Origin of the sequence: Paraburkholderia sp. UCT31, from assembly GCF_014397655.1 — a bacterium.
Taxonomy (GTDB): domain Bacteria; phylum Pseudomonadota; class Gammaproteobacteria; order Burkholderiales; family Burkholderiaceae; genus Paraburkholderia; species Paraburkholderia tuberum.
Map to the genome: position 1 here is coordinate 26,525 of NZ_VZQP01000006.1, position 17,725 is coordinate 44,249.

At 62.6% G+C, this 17,725-nt stretch carries 18 protein-coding genes and 2 pseudogenes; 8 read left to right on the forward strand and 12 right to left on the reverse strand.

Features of this window, described 5'->3' with window-relative positions; genetic code table 11:
* Window positions 1-16: 16 nt before the first annotated feature.
* The 7 genes from F6X40_RS05990 to F6X40_RS06020 form a co-directional block, all read right to left on the reverse strand.
* Complete coding sequence (locus F6X40_RS05990; protein ID WP_184024541.1) at window positions 17-769, reverse strand: peptidylprolyl isomerase; 753 nt, start codon at window positions 767-769, stop codon at window positions 17-19.
* 37 nt (window positions 770-806) lie between these two features.
* Window positions 807-2,180, reverse strand: coding sequence for an HlyD family efflux transporter periplasmic adaptor subunit (locus tag F6X40_RS05995; RefSeq protein WP_184024538.1), 1,374 nt, complete (start codon window positions 2,178-2,180; stop codon window positions 807-809).
* Window positions 2,158-4,770, reverse strand: a complete 2,613-nt coding sequence (locus F6X40_RS06000) for an FHA domain-containing protein (RefSeq protein ID WP_187627131.1) — start codon at window positions 4,768-4,770, stop codon at window positions 2,158-2,160. The genes F6X40_RS05995 and F6X40_RS06000 overlap by 23 nt, the downstream gene beginning before the upstream one ends.
* A gap of 239 nt (window positions 4,771-5,009) precedes the next feature.
* The gene (locus F6X40_RS06005; protein ID WP_222946010.1) at window positions 5,010-6,386 is read right to left on the reverse strand and encodes an efflux transporter outer membrane subunit; all 1,377 of its coding nucleotides are present in this window, start codon (window positions 6,384-6,386) and stop codon (window positions 5,010-5,012) included.
* Between the two features lie 349 nt (window positions 6,387-6,735).
* Window positions 6,736-7,014 (reverse strand): hypothetical protein, encoded by a 279-nt coding sequence (locus F6X40_RS06010; protein ID WP_187627132.1) that lies wholly within the window; start codon window positions 7,012-7,014, stop codon window positions 6,736-6,738.
* A 251-nt stretch (window positions 7,015-7,265) separates the two neighbouring features.
* Window positions 7,266-7,703, reverse strand: a complete 438-nt coding sequence (locus tag F6X40_RS06015) for a DUF4399 domain-containing protein (RefSeq protein ID WP_090807583.1) — start codon at window positions 7,701-7,703, stop codon at window positions 7,266-7,268.
* A gap of 46 nt (window positions 7,704-7,749) precedes the next feature.
* Window positions 7,750-8,253 (reverse strand): DUF4399 domain-containing protein, encoded by a 504-nt coding sequence (locus F6X40_RS06020; RefSeq protein WP_187627133.1) that lies wholly within the window; start codon window positions 8,251-8,253, stop codon window positions 7,750-7,752.
* A 312-nt stretch (window positions 8,254-8,565) separates the two neighbouring features.
* On the opposite strand from F6X40_RS06020, the gene F6X40_RS06025 reads away from it, so the two are divergent.
* On the forward strand, window positions 8,566-10,602 hold the full coding sequence (locus F6X40_RS06025) for an SUMF1/EgtB/PvdO family nonheme iron enzyme (protein WP_187627134.1): 2,037 nt from the start codon (window positions 8,566-8,568) through the stop codon (window positions 10,600-10,602).
* 28 nt (window positions 10,603-10,630) lie between these two features.
* Here F6X40_RS06025 and F6X40_RS06030 read toward each other — a convergent pair whose 3' ends face one another.
* On the reverse strand, window positions 10,631-12,727 hold the full coding sequence (locus F6X40_RS06030; RefSeq protein ID WP_187627135.1) for a serine/threonine-protein kinase: 2,097 nt from the start codon (window positions 12,725-12,727) through the stop codon (window positions 10,631-10,633).
* A 424-nt stretch (window positions 12,728-13,151) separates the two neighbouring features.
* Between F6X40_RS06030 and F6X40_RS06035 the strand changes: the two genes are divergently transcribed.
* The 6 genes and pseudogenes from F6X40_RS06035 to F6X40_RS06060 all read left to right on the forward strand — a co-directional run.
* Window positions 13,152-13,418 carry a hypothetical protein gene (locus F6X40_RS06035; protein ID WP_187627136.1) on the forward strand — a complete coding sequence of 89 codons (267 nt, stop codon included), beginning with the start codon at window positions 13,152-13,154 and terminating at the stop codon, window positions 13,416-13,418.
* Between the two features lie 91 nt (window positions 13,419-13,509).
* Window positions 13,510-13,812, forward strand: a complete 303-nt coding sequence (locus tag F6X40_RS06040; RefSeq protein ID WP_090807592.1) for a hypothetical protein — start codon at window positions 13,510-13,512, stop codon at window positions 13,810-13,812.
* A 195-nt stretch (window positions 13,813-14,007) separates the two neighbouring features.
* Window positions 14,008-14,226, forward strand: a complete 219-nt coding sequence (locus tag F6X40_RS06045; protein WP_184005151.1) for a hypothetical protein — start codon at window positions 14,008-14,010, stop codon at window positions 14,224-14,226.
* A gap of 346 nt (window positions 14,227-14,572) precedes the next feature.
* On the forward strand, window positions 14,573-14,779 hold the full coding sequence (locus F6X40_RS06050) for a hypothetical protein (RefSeq protein WP_184072833.1): 207 nt from the start codon (window positions 14,573-14,575) through the stop codon (window positions 14,777-14,779).
* 225 nt (window positions 14,780-15,004) lie between these two features.
* Window positions 15,005-15,160, forward strand: coding sequence for a DUF3309 family protein (locus F6X40_RS06055; RefSeq protein WP_018423731.1), 156 nt, complete (start codon window positions 15,005-15,007; stop codon window positions 15,158-15,160).
* Between the two features lie 105 nt (window positions 15,161-15,265).
* Window positions 15,266-15,355 (forward strand): annotated as a pseudogene (locus tag F6X40_RS06060) (sugar dehydrogenase); the annotation flags it as partial.
* Window positions 15,356-15,686: 331 nt separating this feature from the next.
* Here the strand turns inward: F6X40_RS06060 and F6X40_RS06065 are convergent.
* On the reverse strand, window positions 15,687-15,857 hold the full coding sequence (locus F6X40_RS06065) for a hypothetical protein (protein ID WP_410452386.1): 171 nt from the start codon (window positions 15,855-15,857) through the stop codon (window positions 15,687-15,689).
* A 157-nt stretch (window positions 15,858-16,014) separates the two neighbouring features.
* Between F6X40_RS06065 and F6X40_RS43450 the strand changes: the two are divergent.
* Window positions 16,015-16,092, forward strand: a pseudogene (locus F6X40_RS43450) (AsnC family transcriptional regulator); the annotation flags it as partial.
* 20 nt (window positions 16,093-16,112) lie between these two features.
* Here F6X40_RS43450 and F6X40_RS06070 read toward each other — a convergent pair.
* The 3 genes from F6X40_RS06070 to F6X40_RS06080 form a co-directional block, all read right to left on the reverse strand.
* Window positions 16,113-16,901, reverse strand: a complete 789-nt coding sequence (locus tag F6X40_RS06070) for an alpha/beta fold hydrolase (RefSeq protein WP_187627137.1) — start codon at window positions 16,899-16,901, stop codon at window positions 16,113-16,115.
* Window positions 16,902-16,989: 88 nt separating this feature from the next.
* The gene (locus F6X40_RS06075) at window positions 16,990-17,337 is read right to left on the reverse strand and encodes a DUF4148 domain-containing protein (RefSeq protein ID WP_187627138.1); all 348 of its coding nucleotides are present in this window, start codon (window positions 17,335-17,337) and stop codon (window positions 16,990-16,992) included.
* A gap of 40 nt (window positions 17,338-17,377) precedes the next feature.
* Window positions 17,378-17,725: a DUF4148 domain-containing protein gene (locus tag F6X40_RS06080; protein ID WP_184072826.1), complete on the reverse strand. Its 348-nt coding sequence runs from the start codon at window positions 17,723-17,725 to the stop codon at window positions 17,378-17,380.

Consider the following 17,725-nt stretch of genomic DNA (forward strand, 5'->3'; position numbering starts at 1 on the left):
GGGCGCTAGTCGGGCACTAGCGCGCTTCGATCACGTGTTCCTGGGCGCGGGCAATGAGCCAGCTCTCGCGCAGCAAACGGCGGATTTCGGTGGCCACGTCGGCATCGAGCGTGGCCGGATATTTGGCCGTGACCGCGAAGATCTCGAAACACGAACGGTCGGCCGACGGAAACGGCCCAAGCAGATCGCCGACCGCCGCATTGAAGATCTTCGCCTCGATATCGGGCTTCAGCGAACCGCGCAGTACCTTGCCGATCACGCCGCCCGACTCGCGCGTATCGGCAATCGAATGCTCGCGCGCCATCTCGCCGAAGGCGTCGGGGTCGTCGTGCAGGTACGAGATCATTTCCTTCGCCTTGCCTTCGCTATCGAGCACGATATGGCTGACTTCGATCGCGTCGAACTTCGGTGAATTCAGCGCGAAGTAATCATGGATCGCAGCGTCGTTACCGATGTCGTCGAGCATCTTCTCCTGATAGAGCCCGTCGGTAATGAACGCCTCGAATTCGTCGAGGCTCACGTGCAGCGCGTCGAGATAATGATTCATGTCCGCCGCGCGATGCAGCCCGCGCACGCGGCGAAACTGGTCCGCGCGCTGCTGGATTTCGTCGGCGCTGACGGCGACGCCCTGCTTCTTCGCCGCATGGACGGTAAGCTTGTCGCGCACGATCTGCTCGACCAGGCTCTCGAACTGGCCGGTCAGTTTCAGAAGACGAATGAACTCGTCCACGTCCACGACTTCGTCATCGATACGCACTATCGCGGTCATTTGCTCGGCTCCTTTCGTGGATGTTTGATTCGCGCGCTCAACCCGCCACCTCTCTGAACGGATCGAGACCGAGGTCGATCAGGCGCCGCTCGCGCACGACGATTTCCGCATTGGCGGTCATGCCGTAACGCAGCGGATAACGCGTGCCGGCCACCTGGTAGTAGTCCTTGTCCAGCGTGACACGGCCTTCGTAGACCGGTTGCTTGTCCTGCGCGGATGGCTTCGTGGCCGGCGAGATATATGCGAGCGTGCCGCTGATCAACCCGTAGCGCTGGTAAGGAAACGCGTTGAACTTCAATTTGACAGGCAGGCCCACGTGCAGAAAGGCGCGGTCGTGTTCGGAGATTTCGATCTTCAGCACGGGCCGCGCGTCTTTTGGCGCAATGCCGCCGAGCGGTGCATTCGCCTGAATCTTGTCGCCGCGCTGCGTCGACGTGACGTCGGTGATCACGCCTGAAACCGGCGCGAGAATCAGCAGAAAATTGTCTTTATCGATGTTCTCGAAACGCACCCGCGCGGCGGCATCGGCTTCGAGGCGCGCGCTTTGCAGTTGCACGCGCAGTTTGTCTTCCGCATCGGTGATGTCGCGCACCGCCTGATCGTATTGCAGCTGCAGGTCGGTGCTTTGCTGGCCGCTCGTCGCGAGTTGCGCATTGGCCTGCGCGTATTCATGGCTCAGACGAAAGTCGAGCTCGGCCAGCTTCGACTGCGCGACACGGTAAGCGTTATCCGCTTCGAGCGCGGCCGTGCGTTTCTGCTCGACCTGTAATTCGGCAATGCCACCGCCGCCCGGCTGCGCGAACAGCCGCGAATAGCGATCGAGTTCCTGATTCGCCGCTTCGCGCGTGCGGCGCGCGTTGTCGAGCGAGCTGCGCGCTTCGTCGAGTTCGGCCTTCTGCCCTTCGGCAAGCTTCGTCGTGCCTTCTGAAACGCGATTCTCGTGCAAGCGCTCCTCGACTTCGAGTTGCGCCTTCAACGACGCGGCCTTGCGTTCCATCAACGCCTTCTTCTCCGGGAACTGCTTCCATTCGCGTTCGGCGTCTTCGAGCTTCACTTGTGCCTGTAACGCGTTGCTCGCTGCCTCGATCGCGCCGCGCGCATTGAGCCGCGCGAGCACGTCGCCTTTCGACACCGGCTGCCCCTCGGCGATATACAGATCCGCGAGTTCGCCGTCGATTGGCGTATAGATGCGCCGCACCTCCGATTCCGGCGACAACGTGCCGGGCGCGCTGACGATCACATCCGCGCGGCCGACGAACGACCACAGCAAACCCGACACGACGAGCGCGACCATCGCCCAGATCAGCGCGCGCGCAAGCCGCACCGGCTCGGATGTCAGAATCGCAATGCCTTCGACGCTATGATCTTCGAGCGCCTCCGACAACGGTCTAGGGTGAGGATCGCGTTTCACTCTGATCGCCTCCAATCAACGCGAGCTTCGCTTTCAGCAGCCCAGGGTCCAGCACCATGCGCAACTCGGTCAACGAGCGGCGCTGCAAACTCGCTTCGGCTTCGATATCCGCGAGCAGGCGATCGAAGTCGGCGGGATGATCGGCCTTCAACTGCGTATAGATGCGCATGCCCTGGCGTGCCGCCGTCTGCGCCTCGCTCAGCAGACGCGCCTCGTTGCGAAAGCCCGGCGAGATGCCGGCTTCGAGCCGCTGCGTGCCGCCGATCGGGCCGTTCGCGCGGTACTCTTTCCACAGGCTTTGCGCGCGCACCAGCAGATCTTGCGCATGCGCGAGTGCCTTGTCATGCAATGCGGCCACGTCTTTCTGGAGCGCCTGCACGAACCATGCGTCGGTCCGCGGATCGAGGCTCGCGTAGAACGACAGCAGACGCTGGTCGTAATCTTTCCCGTCACGCGTTTTCCGCAGATCGTTGTATTGATCGGACAACGCCTTCTTGTGCGTCGCTTCGGCCGCGAGCACATCGGACCACGGGCTCGCCGGCATCGACTGCAAATCGTTCAGCGCCTGCTGCGCGTCGCCGCGCTGCCACGCGGCATCGACCGCGTCCTGCCGTTGAACGATATCCGGCGACGGCAAGCGCGTCGCCGCAAGCTGCTGGAATTGCGCCTGAAAAGGCGGCGTGCTGAAGCGCACCGTTTTCATCATCGCCAGCAATGACGTCAATTGACGGCTCAACGCGGCATTCAGCAACCCGGTGTATTGGCGCAAATCGTCGCGCACTCTATCGAGCCCCGCGAGCCGAGGATAACGCTGCGCGTAATCGTCGAGTACCGGCGGCAGCGCGTCGGGTTTGTCGCGCGAAAGTTCGGTATGAATTACGCCATTGAGCCGATCGATCGCGGCGACGTACACCGAATCGTCGCTTTCGAGCTTGCGCAGATGGCTGAGCGTGTGTGCGTAGGGCTCCGCGAAGGCCGGCACGTAACTCGCAATCCGATCGAGCGCGCGCTGGTGACTCGCCGCGTCGTCGTCCCAGCGGTGCAGCAGACCGTTGATCGTCGCTTCGTCCGTATACATGCGGATTGGCGCGTCGACGCCGCCACGCGCCGCGACGAAGCGTTCGAGATCGCCGACCCATTGCAATTCGCCGACCAGCGACGCGGCATCGGCGTCATTTCCGCTCAACGCCCTCATGTTCTTCAGCAGCGTGTCGGCCTGGTCGAACCGCGCTTTTTGCACGGCTTCGATCCAGCCCGGCAAGTTCGCTTTCAACAACGCCTCGCTCGCGAGCGAGCTGATTTTCGTGTCCGCCGGATGCGTGGCCAGATAGCCGCGCGCCATCGTGAGAGCGCTCGAGTAATCACCGCTCGCGAGCAGGCTCTTCAACTCCCGTTCCGATGAACCGTGCAGATAAAGGCCCACGCCAAGCGCAACCACGATCGCGATACCCGCTGCGCCCCATGCCGCCGCGCGCCGCACATTGGTGCGCTCGCCGTCCGCTAACGCCTTGTGGAGTTCGCCGGCGATCATCTTCCAGCGACGCGGCTTACCTCTTGCCGCGCTTTTAGCTTTGCCGCTTCTTTCGTTCGCGCCGTCTCTCGTATCGGCGGGATGCCCCGCCTGCGCACCTTTGGCGCCCTGCGCGCCATTTGCCGTCCCCACTCCGTCTCGCTTCGCGCGCGCGGAGCCCGGCTGCGCCGCGTCATTCACTTCGTCTTCGCGTTGCAGCGCCGGATCGACGCAAAAGATGTCGAGAAACGAATGCGCAGCGCCGACGAAGGTCGTCTTGTCGGCATCGGCGGCACTGTCGACAGCGGGCTGAAGAGAGAGCTGGGTCACGGTGGGTTCGCCGTCGGCGGAGTTCCGTAGCGACACCCTGTAGACGAAGTGGTCGCCGCCAAATGCAACGACGTCGCCCTCCGCTAGTGCAAGCGCCGATTCGCCGATCCGCTGTCCATTCACGAACGTGCCGTTGGTGCTGCCGAGATCCTCGACATACAGCTCGCCGCCCTTCAGAAACAGGTGCGCATGGCGCCGGGAAATGTAATTGACCTGGTGCGGATAACGGTCTTTGTAGCGCGAGAAAACCTCGTCCGTTTTACTGATCAGAAATGGAAAAGCCAGCACGTCGACCGGTTGCAGACCCAGGTCATCGCGCTGCGGCACCAGCAATAGATGAATGAGGGGAGAAGCGCTTCCACCGGTGACGACGCGCGCGCGCGGTTCGATGCCGACGCGATAGCGCAGTTCGCCGCCAAAGCAGAGTTCATCGCCGGCGCGTACACGCGCGGGGGTTTGTCGCACCGCGATGCCGTTGACCGTCGTGCCGTTCTTGCTGCCGAGATCGGCAACATAAATCGCGCCATGCTCGATGAAAACGCGCGCATGTCGGCGCGAGAGAGCGGCGGTCCATGGTGCGGGATAGTCGCTGAACGGCGCTTCGCTGCGGCCGATGGCGAACAGGTTGTCGACGATGCGAATGGCGTCGAGCGCGGGGCGCTGCGCGCAGGCAACCGGTGACAACACCACGTCGAAGGCAGCGTCCACTGTCACGCGCATTTCAGCAATCGGAGCTTCGCCGGTGGCCATTTTATCTGGATCGCTAAGCGTTTACCTGCCGCGGCGGGAACGCGGGGCGAACTGGACGAAGAACAACGGCGCAACGATATTGTCGTGAAGAGCCACGCAAACGCTGACCCCTAAAGGATTGTAAGTCACGCATCGAGAGTGTCAATTTGGATATCGCCGGATGAGAAGACCGCGGATAAGCCGTCAGCCGACGAAATACCCGCGCGGTACGCCAACTCGTGGATTAGCTCAATGTTTCGTTACTTCTCTTTGACCTGCGCTTGCACGTCGACACCTGGCCATCCGCCGCCGAGCGCCTTATAAAGCGTTACCGTGTCGGACAGAATCAATTGGTGGTTTTCCAGCAACGCCTGTTGCGCATCCAGCAAGGTCCGCTCGTCTTCGAATACTTCGAGTTGCGACACGACGCCAAGGCGCAGTTGCGACTGGATCTGATCAGCGACGATCTGCAGGCGCGACACCTGCTGCTGCAATTCCGCGTGCTGCGCCTTATGGGCACTCAGATTGACGAGCGCGTTCTCCACTTCCTCGAATGCGCCCATCACGGCCACGCGATATTGCTGCTCGGCGACTTTCGATTGCGCCTCGGTCACCTTCACATGTGCGCGCACGCCCGGATCGAACAGCGGAAAATTGATGCTCGGCATCAGGCCGAACGTGAACGACTTCAGCAACTGGTTAAGCGCGTAACTTGCCGTGCCGCCTTGCGCGGTGAGGCCGATGCTCGGCAATTGCGCGAGCTTCGACTGACCGACGAGGTCATAGGCCTCGAGCACCCTGAATTCGGCCGCCACCACGTCGGGGCGGCGCGACAGCAATTGCGCGGGCAAACCATCGGGCACGCCCGGCAATTTCACGCGCTCCTGTAAATGGCCCTGCGGCACATGGAATTCGCCGGCCGGCACGCCGAGCAACGTGCATAACGCGTTGTCGGAGACCGCCCGCGATCGGCGCAGATCATAGAGATCGTTGGTGAGCCGGTTGATCTCCGCCTGCTGGCGCAACACCTGCGTTTGCGGCACGAGCCCATTGCGCGCCTGGCCTTCGTAGATCGTCAGGATTTGCTTGTTCGTGGCGATGGTCTTTTGCTGCTGTGCGATCTGGTCGTCGAATTGCAGGATCTGGAAATAGGTACTGGCCACATTCGCGACGAGTTCGAGATACCCCGCGCGCCAATCCGCCTCGCTCGCGTGGAATTCGGCCTTTTGCGCCTGCACGCCTTTTTCGACCTTGCCCCAGATGTCGATGTCCCAGTTCACCTGCAGCGCGAGGTTGTACGTCTTCGTCAAAGGCTGGCCAGTCGTCTTCGTATAGTCGGCGCCGGCACCGAGGTCCACCGTCGGCAATGCGGCCGCGCCTGTCTCGCTGATCTGCGTGTGCGCGACTTCGATGCGTGCGGCCAGCACCCGGATATCGAAGTTGCCGTCAATCGCCTTGTCGATCAGCGTATCGAGGTACGGGTCCTGGAAGCCCTTCCACCAATCGCGCTCGATCGTCTCCGCGGCCGATACCGGCGCGCCCTTGCGATCCGACCACGATGTCTTGGCCGGCGTGTCCGGGCGTTGATAAGCCGGCATGCTGACGTCGACGCACGCGCTCACTGCCAAAGCGCACATCGTTGCCGCGCAGATCCCGCGCAGTACACGGGCTATGCGGCGAGGCGTCCTGGCTTCAGCAGGAACCCGCTGAAGGTCCAGCGAATCACACGACGAATCGAACGATGACTCCGGCAATGCTGACACGGTGGTCTCCAGTTGCACCCGCCTGTTTCGCGCGAGATGCCCGGTTTTTCAGCCCGAGCCGCTTCCGCGCGGCTTCGGCAATGAAGCGGCGGAAAAGTCGATGCGGGGAGCGGCGGATACGCGAAGGATGCGTGGAAAGGACGATTGGCTTAGCGGTCTTTTTGAGCGGTGCGCCTGTGGGGGCACGCACACGCGGCCGCCCGGGCCGCGCGTGCGCCGCTCACTACCCGTTGTTGACGTTGCTCGAGTAAATGGTCGGTTGGATGTAGGTGGTCGTACCGCTGACCAGCGCCGAGTCGTTGCCGTTCGCGCTCTGGATGTTCATTTCCGTGTTGATCATCTGCGTCGTGGAGACGTTCTTGATGCTGCTCGGCGCATAGACGGGCGCGTAGCTGAGGTACGACGGCATCGAATAGTAGCCGTTGCCACCGCGCACGGCGCTCATCGCCTTGCTGTCGAGTAGTTCGGTGTTGGACAGGTCCTTGATCATCAGCGTGTTCATGGCAAATCTCCTGGGAATGGGAAAGCGCATCGTGGTGCGTCGGGTTCGAGCAACTTGTCTGCTCGGGCGCTACTGATGCATGGGCTATGCCAGGAGTGCCTTGCTTTCGTCATTCGCGTCCTGAACGCCTTGTAGCAAAGGCCAGGAAGATCGCACCCGCTGTCCCGACGCTGACGAGCGGCAGAGCGAGACCGGTGAATGGTGGATCGCAGCCGACAGCGCGCGCGCCATTGTTGGCTGCTCGATGACAGTCAGCGCGCGATCACCGTGATCTTCTTCGAATACACCGGCGGGTTGTGCGGCATATGCATGTCGTCGCCCATCAACAGCTGCAGCGTATGCTTGCCTGGCGGCAATGAAATCATCGTTTCCGTTTCGCCGGCGCCGAAATGCAGATGATGGCGATCCGAGGGTATCTCCTGATCCATCGGCGGCAGATCGGTATCGATCAGAAGATGATGGTGGCCGGTGTTCGGGTACTTCACGCCTTTCGGCGCGACCCCCATGAAACGCAGACCGAACCACACGCGAAACGGTTTATTGGCGGGCACCACCTGGCCATCGTTCGGATAGCCGATATACGCGTAGGCGCCGGGCGGCGACGGCGTCGCTGCCCACGCGCCCTGCGGCGCGGTCGATACCGTCAGCGCCGCTGCGACGAATGCCGCGGCCGCAATGATCTTCTTCATCAGGACTCTCCGTTCCGGCTTGACCAGTTCGAACGAACGGACCGCGTTAGTTCTTTAGCACGGTGATGGTGATCTTCTTCGAATACACGGGCGGCACGTGCGGCACGTGATTATGGTCGCCGAGAATCAGCTGCAGCGTGTGCTTGCCGGGCGGCAACTCGATGCGCGCGTCGGTTTCGCCCGCGCCGAAATGCAGGTGCTGGCGATCCGATGGAATCTCCTGATCGAGCGCGGGCAAATCCGTGTCGATCAGAAGATGATGGTGGCCGGTATTCGGAAACGCGACGCCCTTCGGACACACGCCCATATTGCGCAGCCCCATGCGCACCCACAACTTTCCGCCGTGAATCACCGCGCCATCCGACGGCCAGATGATGTACTCCTCGGCCCCCGGCGGAGACGGTGTCCGCTCGGCGCGCGCAACGCCGCCAGTGCCGATACCAAGGCAGACCGCGACGAGCGTCGCGCACACCGCCGCGCGTAATCCGCCGCAACGCGCTTGCGCCGGATCACGACTGCCGAAAAGAAAGGAAACACGGGTTCTTCGCATAGCGCACTCTCCCGAACAGGAGTCATGGCTGGGGCCCGGCTATCGATGACCTTCCGGGTGTTCGAGCGGCATGTCGCGGGTCGAAACCGGCAGGCAGCCACCTAGTTAAAACGACCGTGTGACGTGACTTTGTGAATCAGCTTAGGACGTAACTTGCCAAAAAGATACGCAATGCTCGTTAACCGTATGACGCGTTAAGGACTCCCGGACAGTTGTGACGCAAAGCGCGTGCTATCGTTAATGAAGAGCGCAGGCAGCGCGAGCCTGGTGCACGAATGCCTGAACTCTGTCCGGTACAAACAGGATATAAAGATGTGGCGACGATTCCTGCTGGTGTGCATGGTTGGGGCAATCCAGGCGCAGTGGGACGGTGCCGCTGCCGCGACGCAACGTGAAAGCATCGAGCCGAGCCCGGCTTGGGTAGCGAGTCATCCGGCGCGGCCGGCGGACACCGCTTTGCTCCCTTCACCCTTTGCTTCGTCACGCGACGACACGCATTCGCGGCGTGTCGCGCTCGTGATCGGAAATGGCGAGTACGGTGACGCCACTAACCCGATCCGCGCCAACGCGCCGCGCGACGCCGAATCGATCGGCGCTGCGCTCCGTGCGCGTGGCTTCGAAGTCATCACGCGCACGAATGCTACGCCGCCGCAAATGCGCGCGGCCATCGACGAATTTCAACGACGATTGCAAACAGGCGATATCGGAGTGTTCTATTTCGCCGGACACGGCATGCAGGTAGGCGCACAAACGCTGCTTTTGCCGGCAGGACTCGATGCGCGAGCCGACATCCGTGCGCCGGTGTCGCTACTGAATAGCGGCGTCGATCTGAATACCGTTTTGCATGCGATGCAATCCGCCCGTGCCGGCCGGCTCAATCTCGTGATTCTCGATACGTGCCTCGACAATCCATTTGCCCCCGCCGCGGTTGCGATCGATAAACCGAGGATCGCTGCCAACACCGTGATTGCCTATGCAACCGCACCGGGCGGTTTCGCGGCGGACGGTCCGCGCCATGGCGTCTATACCGATGCCTTGCTGCAAGCGCTCAACGACGCCGACGCATCGTCCCGATCGCTCGCCGCGCTGTTCCGACAGGTCGACGCCGAAGTACGCGCCGCTACACGCGGAACGCAGCAACCGTGGCTCTCTGTCGCGCGTTCATCCATTCCCACAAGTGGCGAAGGCGCTATCGAGTCGTCGAATACGTCAGAGCGTCGCGCCATCACGCCGCGCAGTCGCGGCATCATGCCCAAGGAAAGCGGCGAACAATACGAAATCACGTTCTGGGATTCGATCAAGGACAGCAACTACCCAGCCGATTACGAGGCTTATCTGAAGGCCTATCCGAATGGCCGCTTCGCCACACTCGCGCATGCGCGTATCGATCGATTGCGCGCGGCGGCATCGACTCCCACGGTGAGTGCCGCGCCGGCTGCACCGCCAGCCGCGCCCGCGACGCAGAGCGGTCACGTCGCGCCACCCACGCCGCCTGCCCAGGTCACGCATCCCGCGACGCAAGCCAGCGCAGCCGCGCCGCCACCGCGCCCCGCTGCCGCGCCATCGCCAACGCCGCCCGCCACGGCCGCCGCGGCGCCATTCGCCGAAAAGACCGTCGCTCATCCCCCGACGGCCGGTGAAATCCGCGACTGCGCGGCCTGTCCGGTCATGGTCGCGGTACCCGCCGGCTCGTTCGCAATGGGCAGCAATACCGACGATCCGTCGGAAAAGCCCGTGCATCACGTGAGCATTGGCGCGCCCTTCGCGATCGGTAAATTCCCCGTGACGGTCGAGCAATGGAATGCGTGCGTCGCCGCCGGCGCCTGCCAGAAGCTGACGCCGCAGAGCAATAGCATCAAGACCGCACCCGCGCGTGATCTCAGTTGGGACGACGCGCAGCAGTACGTCAAGTGGCTCGCCAAAACGACCGGCAAACCGTACCGTCTGCCGACCGAAGCCGAATGGGAATACGCGGACCGCGCCGGCACCACGACCGCGTACTGGTGGGGCGAGCAGATGCGCAAGGGCAACGCCAATTGCAAGGACTGCGGCGACCCGTGGCACAAGGAAGGCCCGGAAAACGTCGGCACGTTCGCCGCGAATCCGCTGGGTCTGTACGACATGAACGGCGGTGTCTGGGAGTGGACCGCCGACTGCTGGCACAACACCTATCAGGGCGCGCCCGTCGATGGCCACGCGTGGGACTCGCCCGGCTGCGAGATGCGCGCGATTCGCGGCGGCTCATGGCGCGAAGGCGGCGACTACATGCTCAGCGCGACGCGCTTCAAATACAGCGCGGGCGTGCGCCAATCGCAGAACGGTTTTCGCGTCGTCAAGGATCTGCACTAAAAGCCGTGTCGATTGGCTCCCTGACGGATCATCGCGTCGCGGGTCTGGTCGTAATCGGGGCGAAGTCCGCCAACAGGCGATCCTGCCCGTATTGACCGCCAATCTGCTTGAGCCGGGTCTCGAGCGCGCGCAGATAATCGGCGCGCGCTTCGCTTTCCGGGCGCAGCTTGTCGAACAGCGGCACCGGCGTCACCACCAGCACCACCATTTCCGAGCCGAACGGCTTCGATACGGTCCAATCGCCCGCATTGCTGCCGATCGTGTACGGACCGCCGTTCTCCTGCATCTGATTGTCCGGCCACAGACGACTGGGCACCATGTGCACGACGTGGCCATCTAGCTGGTAGTAGTCGACGGTCGCAAAGGAATCGAACGGCGGGGCTTTCAGGTCGACCACCAGCGAGTCGTTCTCGGTGAGAAAACCGCTTGGCGGACGCATCTGCAGCGACGCCACGCGCCCCGCCTGCCAGTTGCGCACCAGAAACGGCGCGAGCGTTTTGACGAAGTCGCATTTATCGTCGGCGAGCGGCCGCACGTCTAGCGAAACCGTATCGACGCCAGGCAGCGCCGCCAACGTCTCCTTCAGATGCGCGGCACCGTATCGCTGCGACAGGAAACCGCGTACCGTCAGTGCGTGGTCCTGCACCGCGCCCGATAAAGCCGAACACGGCACCTGGGCAAGCGTGGGCGTGATCGCGGCGAGCGTCAACGCGGGCTTCGGCGCGGGCGCCGGAGGAGGCGTTGTCTGCGCGACATTCGTTGCAGGCGCGACAGCGGACGCCCCAGCCGCCCGATCGACCTGATCGCCCTGCGATCGCGCCGCCTCGGTTTGTGCGGCGTGCTGCCGGCTGGACCCCGAGCGAAAAGCGAACACGCCCACGGTGACCGCGCACACGATGGCGAGGCCAGCGAGCCCGACCCACGCGAGCGTCCCGGACTTCTCCGCGCGCGCTTCATTGTCGAACTCGGCGATAAAGCGCACGACGCTCGGTATCCGCGTATTGCGATCGAACGACAACGCGGCACGCAACGCGCGCCACTGTCGCGCATCGAGATTCGCCGGACGCTGCGGCTTGAAATCGGCATTGCGCGCCTGCGTGGCCGACAGGCGATCGAACGGATGATGTCCCGTCAACAGCTCGTACGTGATGCAGCCAAGCGCGTAGATATCGTCGCGCGGGTCCGGCTCGCGATGCTCGATCATCTCCGGGCTCGCATAGGCCGGCGTCAACGCGCCGAGACTGCCGGGATCGAACACCGTCGCGTCGCTCTCCTCTTCAGGCCGCTGGAATACGCGCGCGATGCCGAAGTCGATCACTTTCACTTCGGCATTCGTGGTCAAAAACACGTTCGCGGGTTTGAAATCGCAATGGACGAAGCCGCGTTCGTGCGCGTACGCGAGCGCCGCGCACATGCCGCGCACGATCGGCAGCGCGGCCCGCACCGGCATGCCCTGATAGCCCGGCGTGCGCAGCAGCTGGCTCAAGGGTTTGCCGCTCAGGTACTCCATCGTCAGATAGACGATCGGCCCGTCGCGGTCGAAGTCGTAGACGGTGATGATGTTGCGATGCGCGAGTACCTGCGCCTTGCGCGCCTCGCGCTGCAGCGCGACCAGCGAATTCGGATTGCCGCGAAACTGGACGTTCAGCACCTTGATCGCGAGATAGGGCTTGCGATCCGACGCTTCGAGCTTGCGCAGATCGAGCGCCTTGTACACGGTGCCCATGCCGCCCACGCCGAGGCACTCCTCGAGCACGAAGCGGTTGTTCAGCGTATCGCCGATGCCTTTGATGGTCTCGTGCGCGGCGCTGCCGGCAGTACTCGCGGCGCCCGCACTGCCAGCGCTCGACGAACGCAGCGACGGTAGATCGACCGTGGTCTGGATGCCGGTTTCCTCGCCACCCGCCGCGACGTTCGACACGCGCAGCAGCTCGATGCGCCGCCGCACTTCCAGGTAGAGATCGTCGGGCAACGGCGACCGATGATGCGCGGCGTACAGCATCTCCAGCAGCCGCGTCGGACCGAGTTGCTCGGTCGCCAACGCGCTGTCGAGCTGCGCGACGAACTCGTCACGCGACAGCTCGCCGCTCTGGAAGTCGAGAATCACACGCGCAAGGCTAGCCATTTGTGCGAAGCACCACCGTTGCCGCTGGACCGTGTCGCATGCGACCGACGCCACGCGGGTCGATAGAAAACCTGTCATATCCAGTTACATGTGCCGTTTCGATACTAGCTCCCGGTCCGCGCTTTCGCAAACCAGGCATGAGCCGCGCGCCGCGCCGCGTGCTGGCTCGGGCAATGTCGTGCGCCATCCAACAGGGTCCGCCGCGATGTCGGACCGCGGCCACCGCTCCGAGCGCGTCAGCGTGTTTCGAGCTGACCGGCACGGTGGTCCCTCCACGCGCAAAACCCTTATACGACAGGGCTTCGCCGATTTCCTCAGGATCCTTGATTAATACTGGCACAGCCCGTGCATTAGTGATGTCCGAGCAAACGAATTGCTCGAAACCACTCGCAACACTGCGAAAACTTCTTTCAGGAGACTCACCATGAAAACGCTGATGATCAAAGACCTGTCCGTCACCGAACAACTCGACAGCAAAGCCATGCAAGCCGTACGCGGCGGCTTCGGCCCGAGCAAGTACTACAGCTTCGCCCCGGTCTATGCGCCGACCAGCGTCAAGAACAGCACCACCACGCAACTGATCAGTAACGAACTGAACTTCCAGAACGCCAACGGCAACGATGTTGCGCTCGCCAGCGGCATCACGTCGGACTTCTCGCCGTATATCAATTCGAGCAACAGCAACCACTAATAGTGCGTGGTGCGGCGAGGCGCCCGCAGCCGCGGGCCGCTTCGCCGCGAGCCATTCATGTCCGCTTTCCGTACGTCTTTGGAGAAACGCCATGTCATCCCTCATGATTCGCGATCTGTCCGGCACGCGCGAACTCGACCGCCGGGCCATGTCCGGGATCGCCGGCGGCACCGGCAGCAACGTGCCCATGCCCTCGGGCCTTGGTGGTCTCGGCAGCCTTGCCGGCATCGCCAACGTCAACGTCAACGTCAACGTCACTCAGAATCTGGCTCAGCAGCAAATCGTCAACGTCGCAGCGCTCAATGACATCGGTTCGATCGGCCCAGGCGTCGTGCTGCCGCTGAAGCTGAAAGTCGACCCTATCCTGTCGGGCGCCAATTACTCCGCCGTGTAAGCCGGGGCAGCAGCGGGGGACTGGGGGTTCCTTCACTGCCGCGGCAACACCACGGCCATGCGCGCCGCGAATGGATTTCCTATACTGATAGTGCGTTGAGACCTCTATACAACGAATGACACGCCGAACACATTCCGAGCACGGCGGCCGGCACCCGAACGGGTCTGGCCGCCGGAGCGTCTTTCTGGAGCCATCATGGCCAAGCTGAGCATCAAGGATCTGACCGAAAGCGTCGAACTGGACCGCGAGGCGATGGCCGCGATCGTCGGCGGCGCCCGTGTCGGCGCGCGCTCGAGTCTCGCCGCGCCGCTGGTGCCGGCCGCGATGCGAGTCGTCGAGTACCCGCCGGGCTTTCCGGCCGCGCATCTGCGTATCGCGGAAGCAGCCTCGCCGCGTAGACGCCAGCGCCGCTAGCATTCCTCGCCGGGGCGTTTCACCATCACGGCACGCGCATATGGCGCGTGCCGTTTCTGTTTGCGCTTGCGATTGAGTGTTGGACGCCTGAGTTCGCCACGCGCGACGCTGCGCTGCACTCCAACCATTCGCTCGTGACTCGTGGGACGCGCGCAAACACATCGACGCGCAATCGCGATCGTGTTCAGTGCGATTCAACGCGGCTATCGCGCGGAACCTTGCCAGGCTTCGCATCGCGGCCCCCGCTCCATGTTGCGGCGCACGTTCCCTCACATTGGCATAGGCCTTGCAGAAATCGATGCGGGCGCCGCACTGTGCTCGCCTTTCCACCTCAAGGAGAAATGCCATGAAAGCCACTGTGATCATCAAAGACCTGCCGCCCGGCGCGGGCGAGCCATCCGACGAGAAAACGCTGAGCGCCGAACAGATGAAGACGCTGCGCGGCGGCCGCTCGGTAGTCGTCAAGGTGGACGGTGGCGGCACGGGTACCGTCGACGATTGGGACATCAACACCGCGATCTTCGAAGGCCGCATCAGCGGAACCTATCTATAGGACGCGCGACGTGTCCGCAATTGGAAAAACGGCACCCGGCTCAGGTTTTGAGCGCGACGGGTGCCGTTTCAATTGGCTCGAGAATCTCCGCACGCACCGCGCGCCGTCCCGGTGATCTGATTAAAGGATCGACCTTGGGCACAAGGTTTGCTCCCTAGGGATTACCCTGCGGCCTTGTGGCCAACGTAGATAAAGCAGGTCTCTCAACCAGGCGGAGGTCATAACATGCTAGGAACCATTCTTCTAATCGTGCTGATTCTGCTGCTGATCGGCGCATTTCCAGCATGGCCACACAGCCGATCGTGGGGCTATGGTCCGACCGGTGGACTCGGCATCGTACTGATCGTGGTGATCGTTCTGCTGGTTGCCGGTGTGATATAGACCACGCGTAGTGGACTGGAACATGAGGCGGGCCGCCGTCTATCCGCGCGATGTCGCGTGCCCGTAGTTGGCGGCTGCGCTTTTTCGTCGTTGCCGAAGCACTCGATGGAAAAGTTACTGGCCAATCAGGTCGCGCTTATTACCGGCGCAAGTTCGGGAATCGGCTATGGCATCGATATCGTGGTCGCGAATGCCAGGCTACAGAAGGACGGCAAATTCGCCGACATGACGCTCGGCTTTTCGAACAATGGCTAAAGCCCGATACGCGGACCATCGGGGTTGCCGTCGTTCGATTGCCCGAATAGATCGACATCTTCGAGCCAGGCACGCTACCTGCTGAAACTCCTGCGTATTCGAACTTCAATACGAAAGGAGATGACATCATGCCTTACCTACTTGGCTGGCTGCTCGGCGTTCCAGTGATCGTACTGATCATCCTGTACCTCATTTTCCATTGATATCGCGCGGTACAGACGATAAGGATGACGTTGTTCCCCGCGGCGGCGGTATGCGGATCGTTTCATGGTCAGCGTACCGCCGCCATCAGCGTGCCCATCCCTACCAGCAAGCTCCCCATCAGACGGTTCACGATGCGCAGCCGCGTCGGCCGCTGTAGAACCGTACGCAGACGGTGCGGGAAGATTGCCGCCGATGCCACGCCCAACGCGAATATCAGCGCAAAAGTACTGCCCAGCAAAAGGTACTGATGATTGGCCGACCAAGGCGCTTCATTCGACGAGGTACTGATGGGACAGAACCGGTGAAGCCGCAAACGTGCCGTATCTCCATTCTCTGAAGCCTCGAAAACGAAGGGTATATCCGCGGCTATGTCGCATTGCTCGATCAGCAAAAACAAGATCGCAGGCATTCGCCATAGCCGCTCGATGTTCGCGCTGCGCTGCATGAAGAGCATCCCGTCAATCGCAATCTGATTGACAAGACTGCTCGCGCTTCAATGCGCGGCCCGCGAGGCGGCGATGATCGCGTCGGCCACGGCCTGCGGCTGGCTCAGCATCGCAGCGTGGCTCGTGGCGACGCGCGTGATCTTCGCGTCGATGTGTTTCGCCATCTCCAGTTGCAAGGACGGATCGATCATGCGGTCGCGGCCCGACACCACGAAGTACGACGGCTTGCCATGCCACGCGGCGTTCGTCACCTTGTCGTCGATACAGCCGGCGGCCCAAGGCTGCTGGGTCGCCGCGATCAGGCGCTTCTGCGACAGCGGCAGATCCTGCGCGAAGTCGTCCAGCACCGCCTGGGTCGATAGCGTCAGATAACCCGCCGAGTCCTTGCGCAATTCGCTCGCCCAGACTGGCGCGGGTTGGTCCTTCGTGATGTCGGCAATGGACTGACTGTTGTCCGGCGCAAATGCCGCGACGTACACGAGGCTCTTCACCTTGTCGTCGTTGCCGGCCTCGCTGACCACCACGCCGCCCCATGAATGGCCGACCAGAATCACAGGCCCGTTCTGCTGCGCGATCACGCGCCGGGTTGCCGCCACGTCGTCGGCGAGCGAGCTCAGCGGATTCTGCACGGCCACCACGTGCAGGCCGCGCGCTTCGAGCAATGGGATCACTTTGTCCCAGCTGGACCCGTCAGCGAAAGCGCCGTGTACGAGAACGACGTTCTTGCCCTTCAGGTCATCGGACGGCGCGGCCTGCGCAGACTCCGTGGCCTGCAACGCGAACAGTCCGCCCAGCAACAGAACGGAGCCCAGAATTTTTTTCAGCAGCGTGGTCATCGTTTTTGTCTCGACAGGTTGAGTTAAACAAGGAGTCCGCGCGTCGACGTGAGCCGATGCACGCGGACGGCCTGCTCATTTGCATCGATCACGAATGCGCGTAGATGGAACCGAGGCCGACGATGTGGGAGCCGTCGTACACGCGATCCGCCGCCGCATGCTTCATCGGCACGTGCGAGCCCGAAGCGGAACTGCCGTTCGCGACGCCACCGTAGGCGGCCGCGTCATGGCCCGCACTGATTCGCGCCTCGGCCGCTTCGATGTTCTGCGGGTATTGCGTGTTGTCGCTGGCCGGGTTGTAGCCGGCCTTTTCCAACTGGACCAGTTCCGCGCGGACTTCGGCACGTGTGAGTGCCTGTTGCGGCTGCGATTGCGCAAACGAAACGACGGGAACGGCAACGAGTGCGGCGACGATCAGCGATTGAACGAGTTTCATGAGTCTTCTCCGGGTATCAAAACATTCAGGGATCAACGAATCAGGAGTGCGCGTAGATCGCGCCGAGGCCGACGACGTTCGAGCCGTCGTTGGCGCCATTCGCGGCCGCATGCTTCATCGGCACATGCGAGCTGGAAGCCGAGCTGCCATTCGCGACACCGCCGTAGGCGGTAGCGCCGTTGCCGGCGCTGACGCGCGCTTCTGCCGCTTCGATGTTCCGCGGGTATTGCGTGTTGTCGCTGGCCGGGTTGTAGCCGGCCTTTTCCAACTGGACCAGTTGCGCGCGGACTTCGGCACGTGTGAGTGCCTGTTGCGGCTGCGATTGCGCGAACGAAACGACGGGAACGGCGACGAGTGCGGCGACGATCAGCGATTGAACGAGTTTCAT

Excerpts from the sequence above, each read along its gene's own strand:
- F6X40_RS05990 (WP_184024541.1), bottom strand. The coding sequence starts at position 769 with ATGACCGCGATAGTGCGTATCGATGACGAAGTCGTGGACGTGGACGAG.
- F6X40_RS06000 (WP_187627131.1), bottom strand. The coding sequence starts at position 4,770 with ATGGCCACCGGCGAAGCTCCGATTGCTGAAATGCGCGTGACAGTGGAC.
- F6X40_RS06005 (WP_222946010.1), bottom strand. The coding sequence starts at position 6,386 with ATGTGCGCTTTGGCAGTGAGCGCGTGCGTCGACGTCAGCATGCCGGCT.
- F6X40_RS06010 (WP_187627132.1), bottom strand. The coding sequence starts at position 7,014 with ATGAACACGCTGATGATCAAGGACCTGTCCAACACCGAACTACTCGAC.
- F6X40_RS06015 (WP_090807583.1), bottom strand. The coding sequence starts at position 7,703 with ATGAAGAAGATCATTGCGGCCGCGGCATTCGTCGCAGCGGCGCTGACG.
- F6X40_RS06020 (WP_187627133.1), bottom strand. The coding sequence starts at position 8,253 with ATGCGAAGAACCCGTGTTTCCTTTCTTTTCGGCAGTCGTGATCCGGCG.
- F6X40_RS06025 (WP_187627134.1), top strand. The coding sequence starts at position 8,566 with ATGTGGCGACGATTCCTGCTGGTGTGCATGGTTGGGGCAATCCAGGCG.
- F6X40_RS06030 (WP_187627135.1), bottom strand. The coding sequence starts at position 12,727 with ATGGCTAGCCTTGCGCGTGTGATTCTCGACTTCCAGAGCGGCGAGCTG.
- F6X40_RS06035 (WP_187627136.1), top strand. The coding sequence starts at position 13,152 with ATGAAAACGCTGATGATCAAAGACCTGTCCGTCACCGAACAACTCGAC.
- F6X40_RS06040 (WP_090807592.1), top strand. The coding sequence starts at position 13,510 with ATGTCATCCCTCATGATTCGCGATCTGTCCGGCACGCGCGAACTCGAC.
- F6X40_RS06045 (WP_184005151.1), top strand. The coding sequence starts at position 14,008 with ATGGCCAAGCTGAGCATCAAGGATCTGACCGAAAGCGTCGAACTGGAC.
- F6X40_RS06050 (WP_184072833.1), top strand. The coding sequence starts at position 14,573 with ATGAAAGCCACTGTGATCATCAAAGACCTGCCGCCCGGCGCGGGCGAG.
- F6X40_RS06055 (WP_018423731.1), top strand. The coding sequence starts at position 15,005 with ATGCTAGGAACCATTCTTCTAATCGTGCTGATTCTGCTGCTGATCGGC.
- F6X40_RS06070 (WP_187627137.1), bottom strand. The coding sequence starts at position 16,901 with ATGACCACGCTGCTGAAAAAAATTCTGGGCTCCGTTCTGTTGCTGGGC.
- F6X40_RS06075 (WP_187627138.1), bottom strand. The coding sequence starts at position 17,337 with ATGAAACTCGTTCAATCGCTGATCGTCGCCGCACTCGTTGCCGTTCCC.
- F6X40_RS06080 (WP_184072826.1), bottom strand. The coding sequence starts at position 17,725 with ATGAAACTCGTTCAATCGCTGATCGTCGCCGCACTCGTCGCCGTTCCC.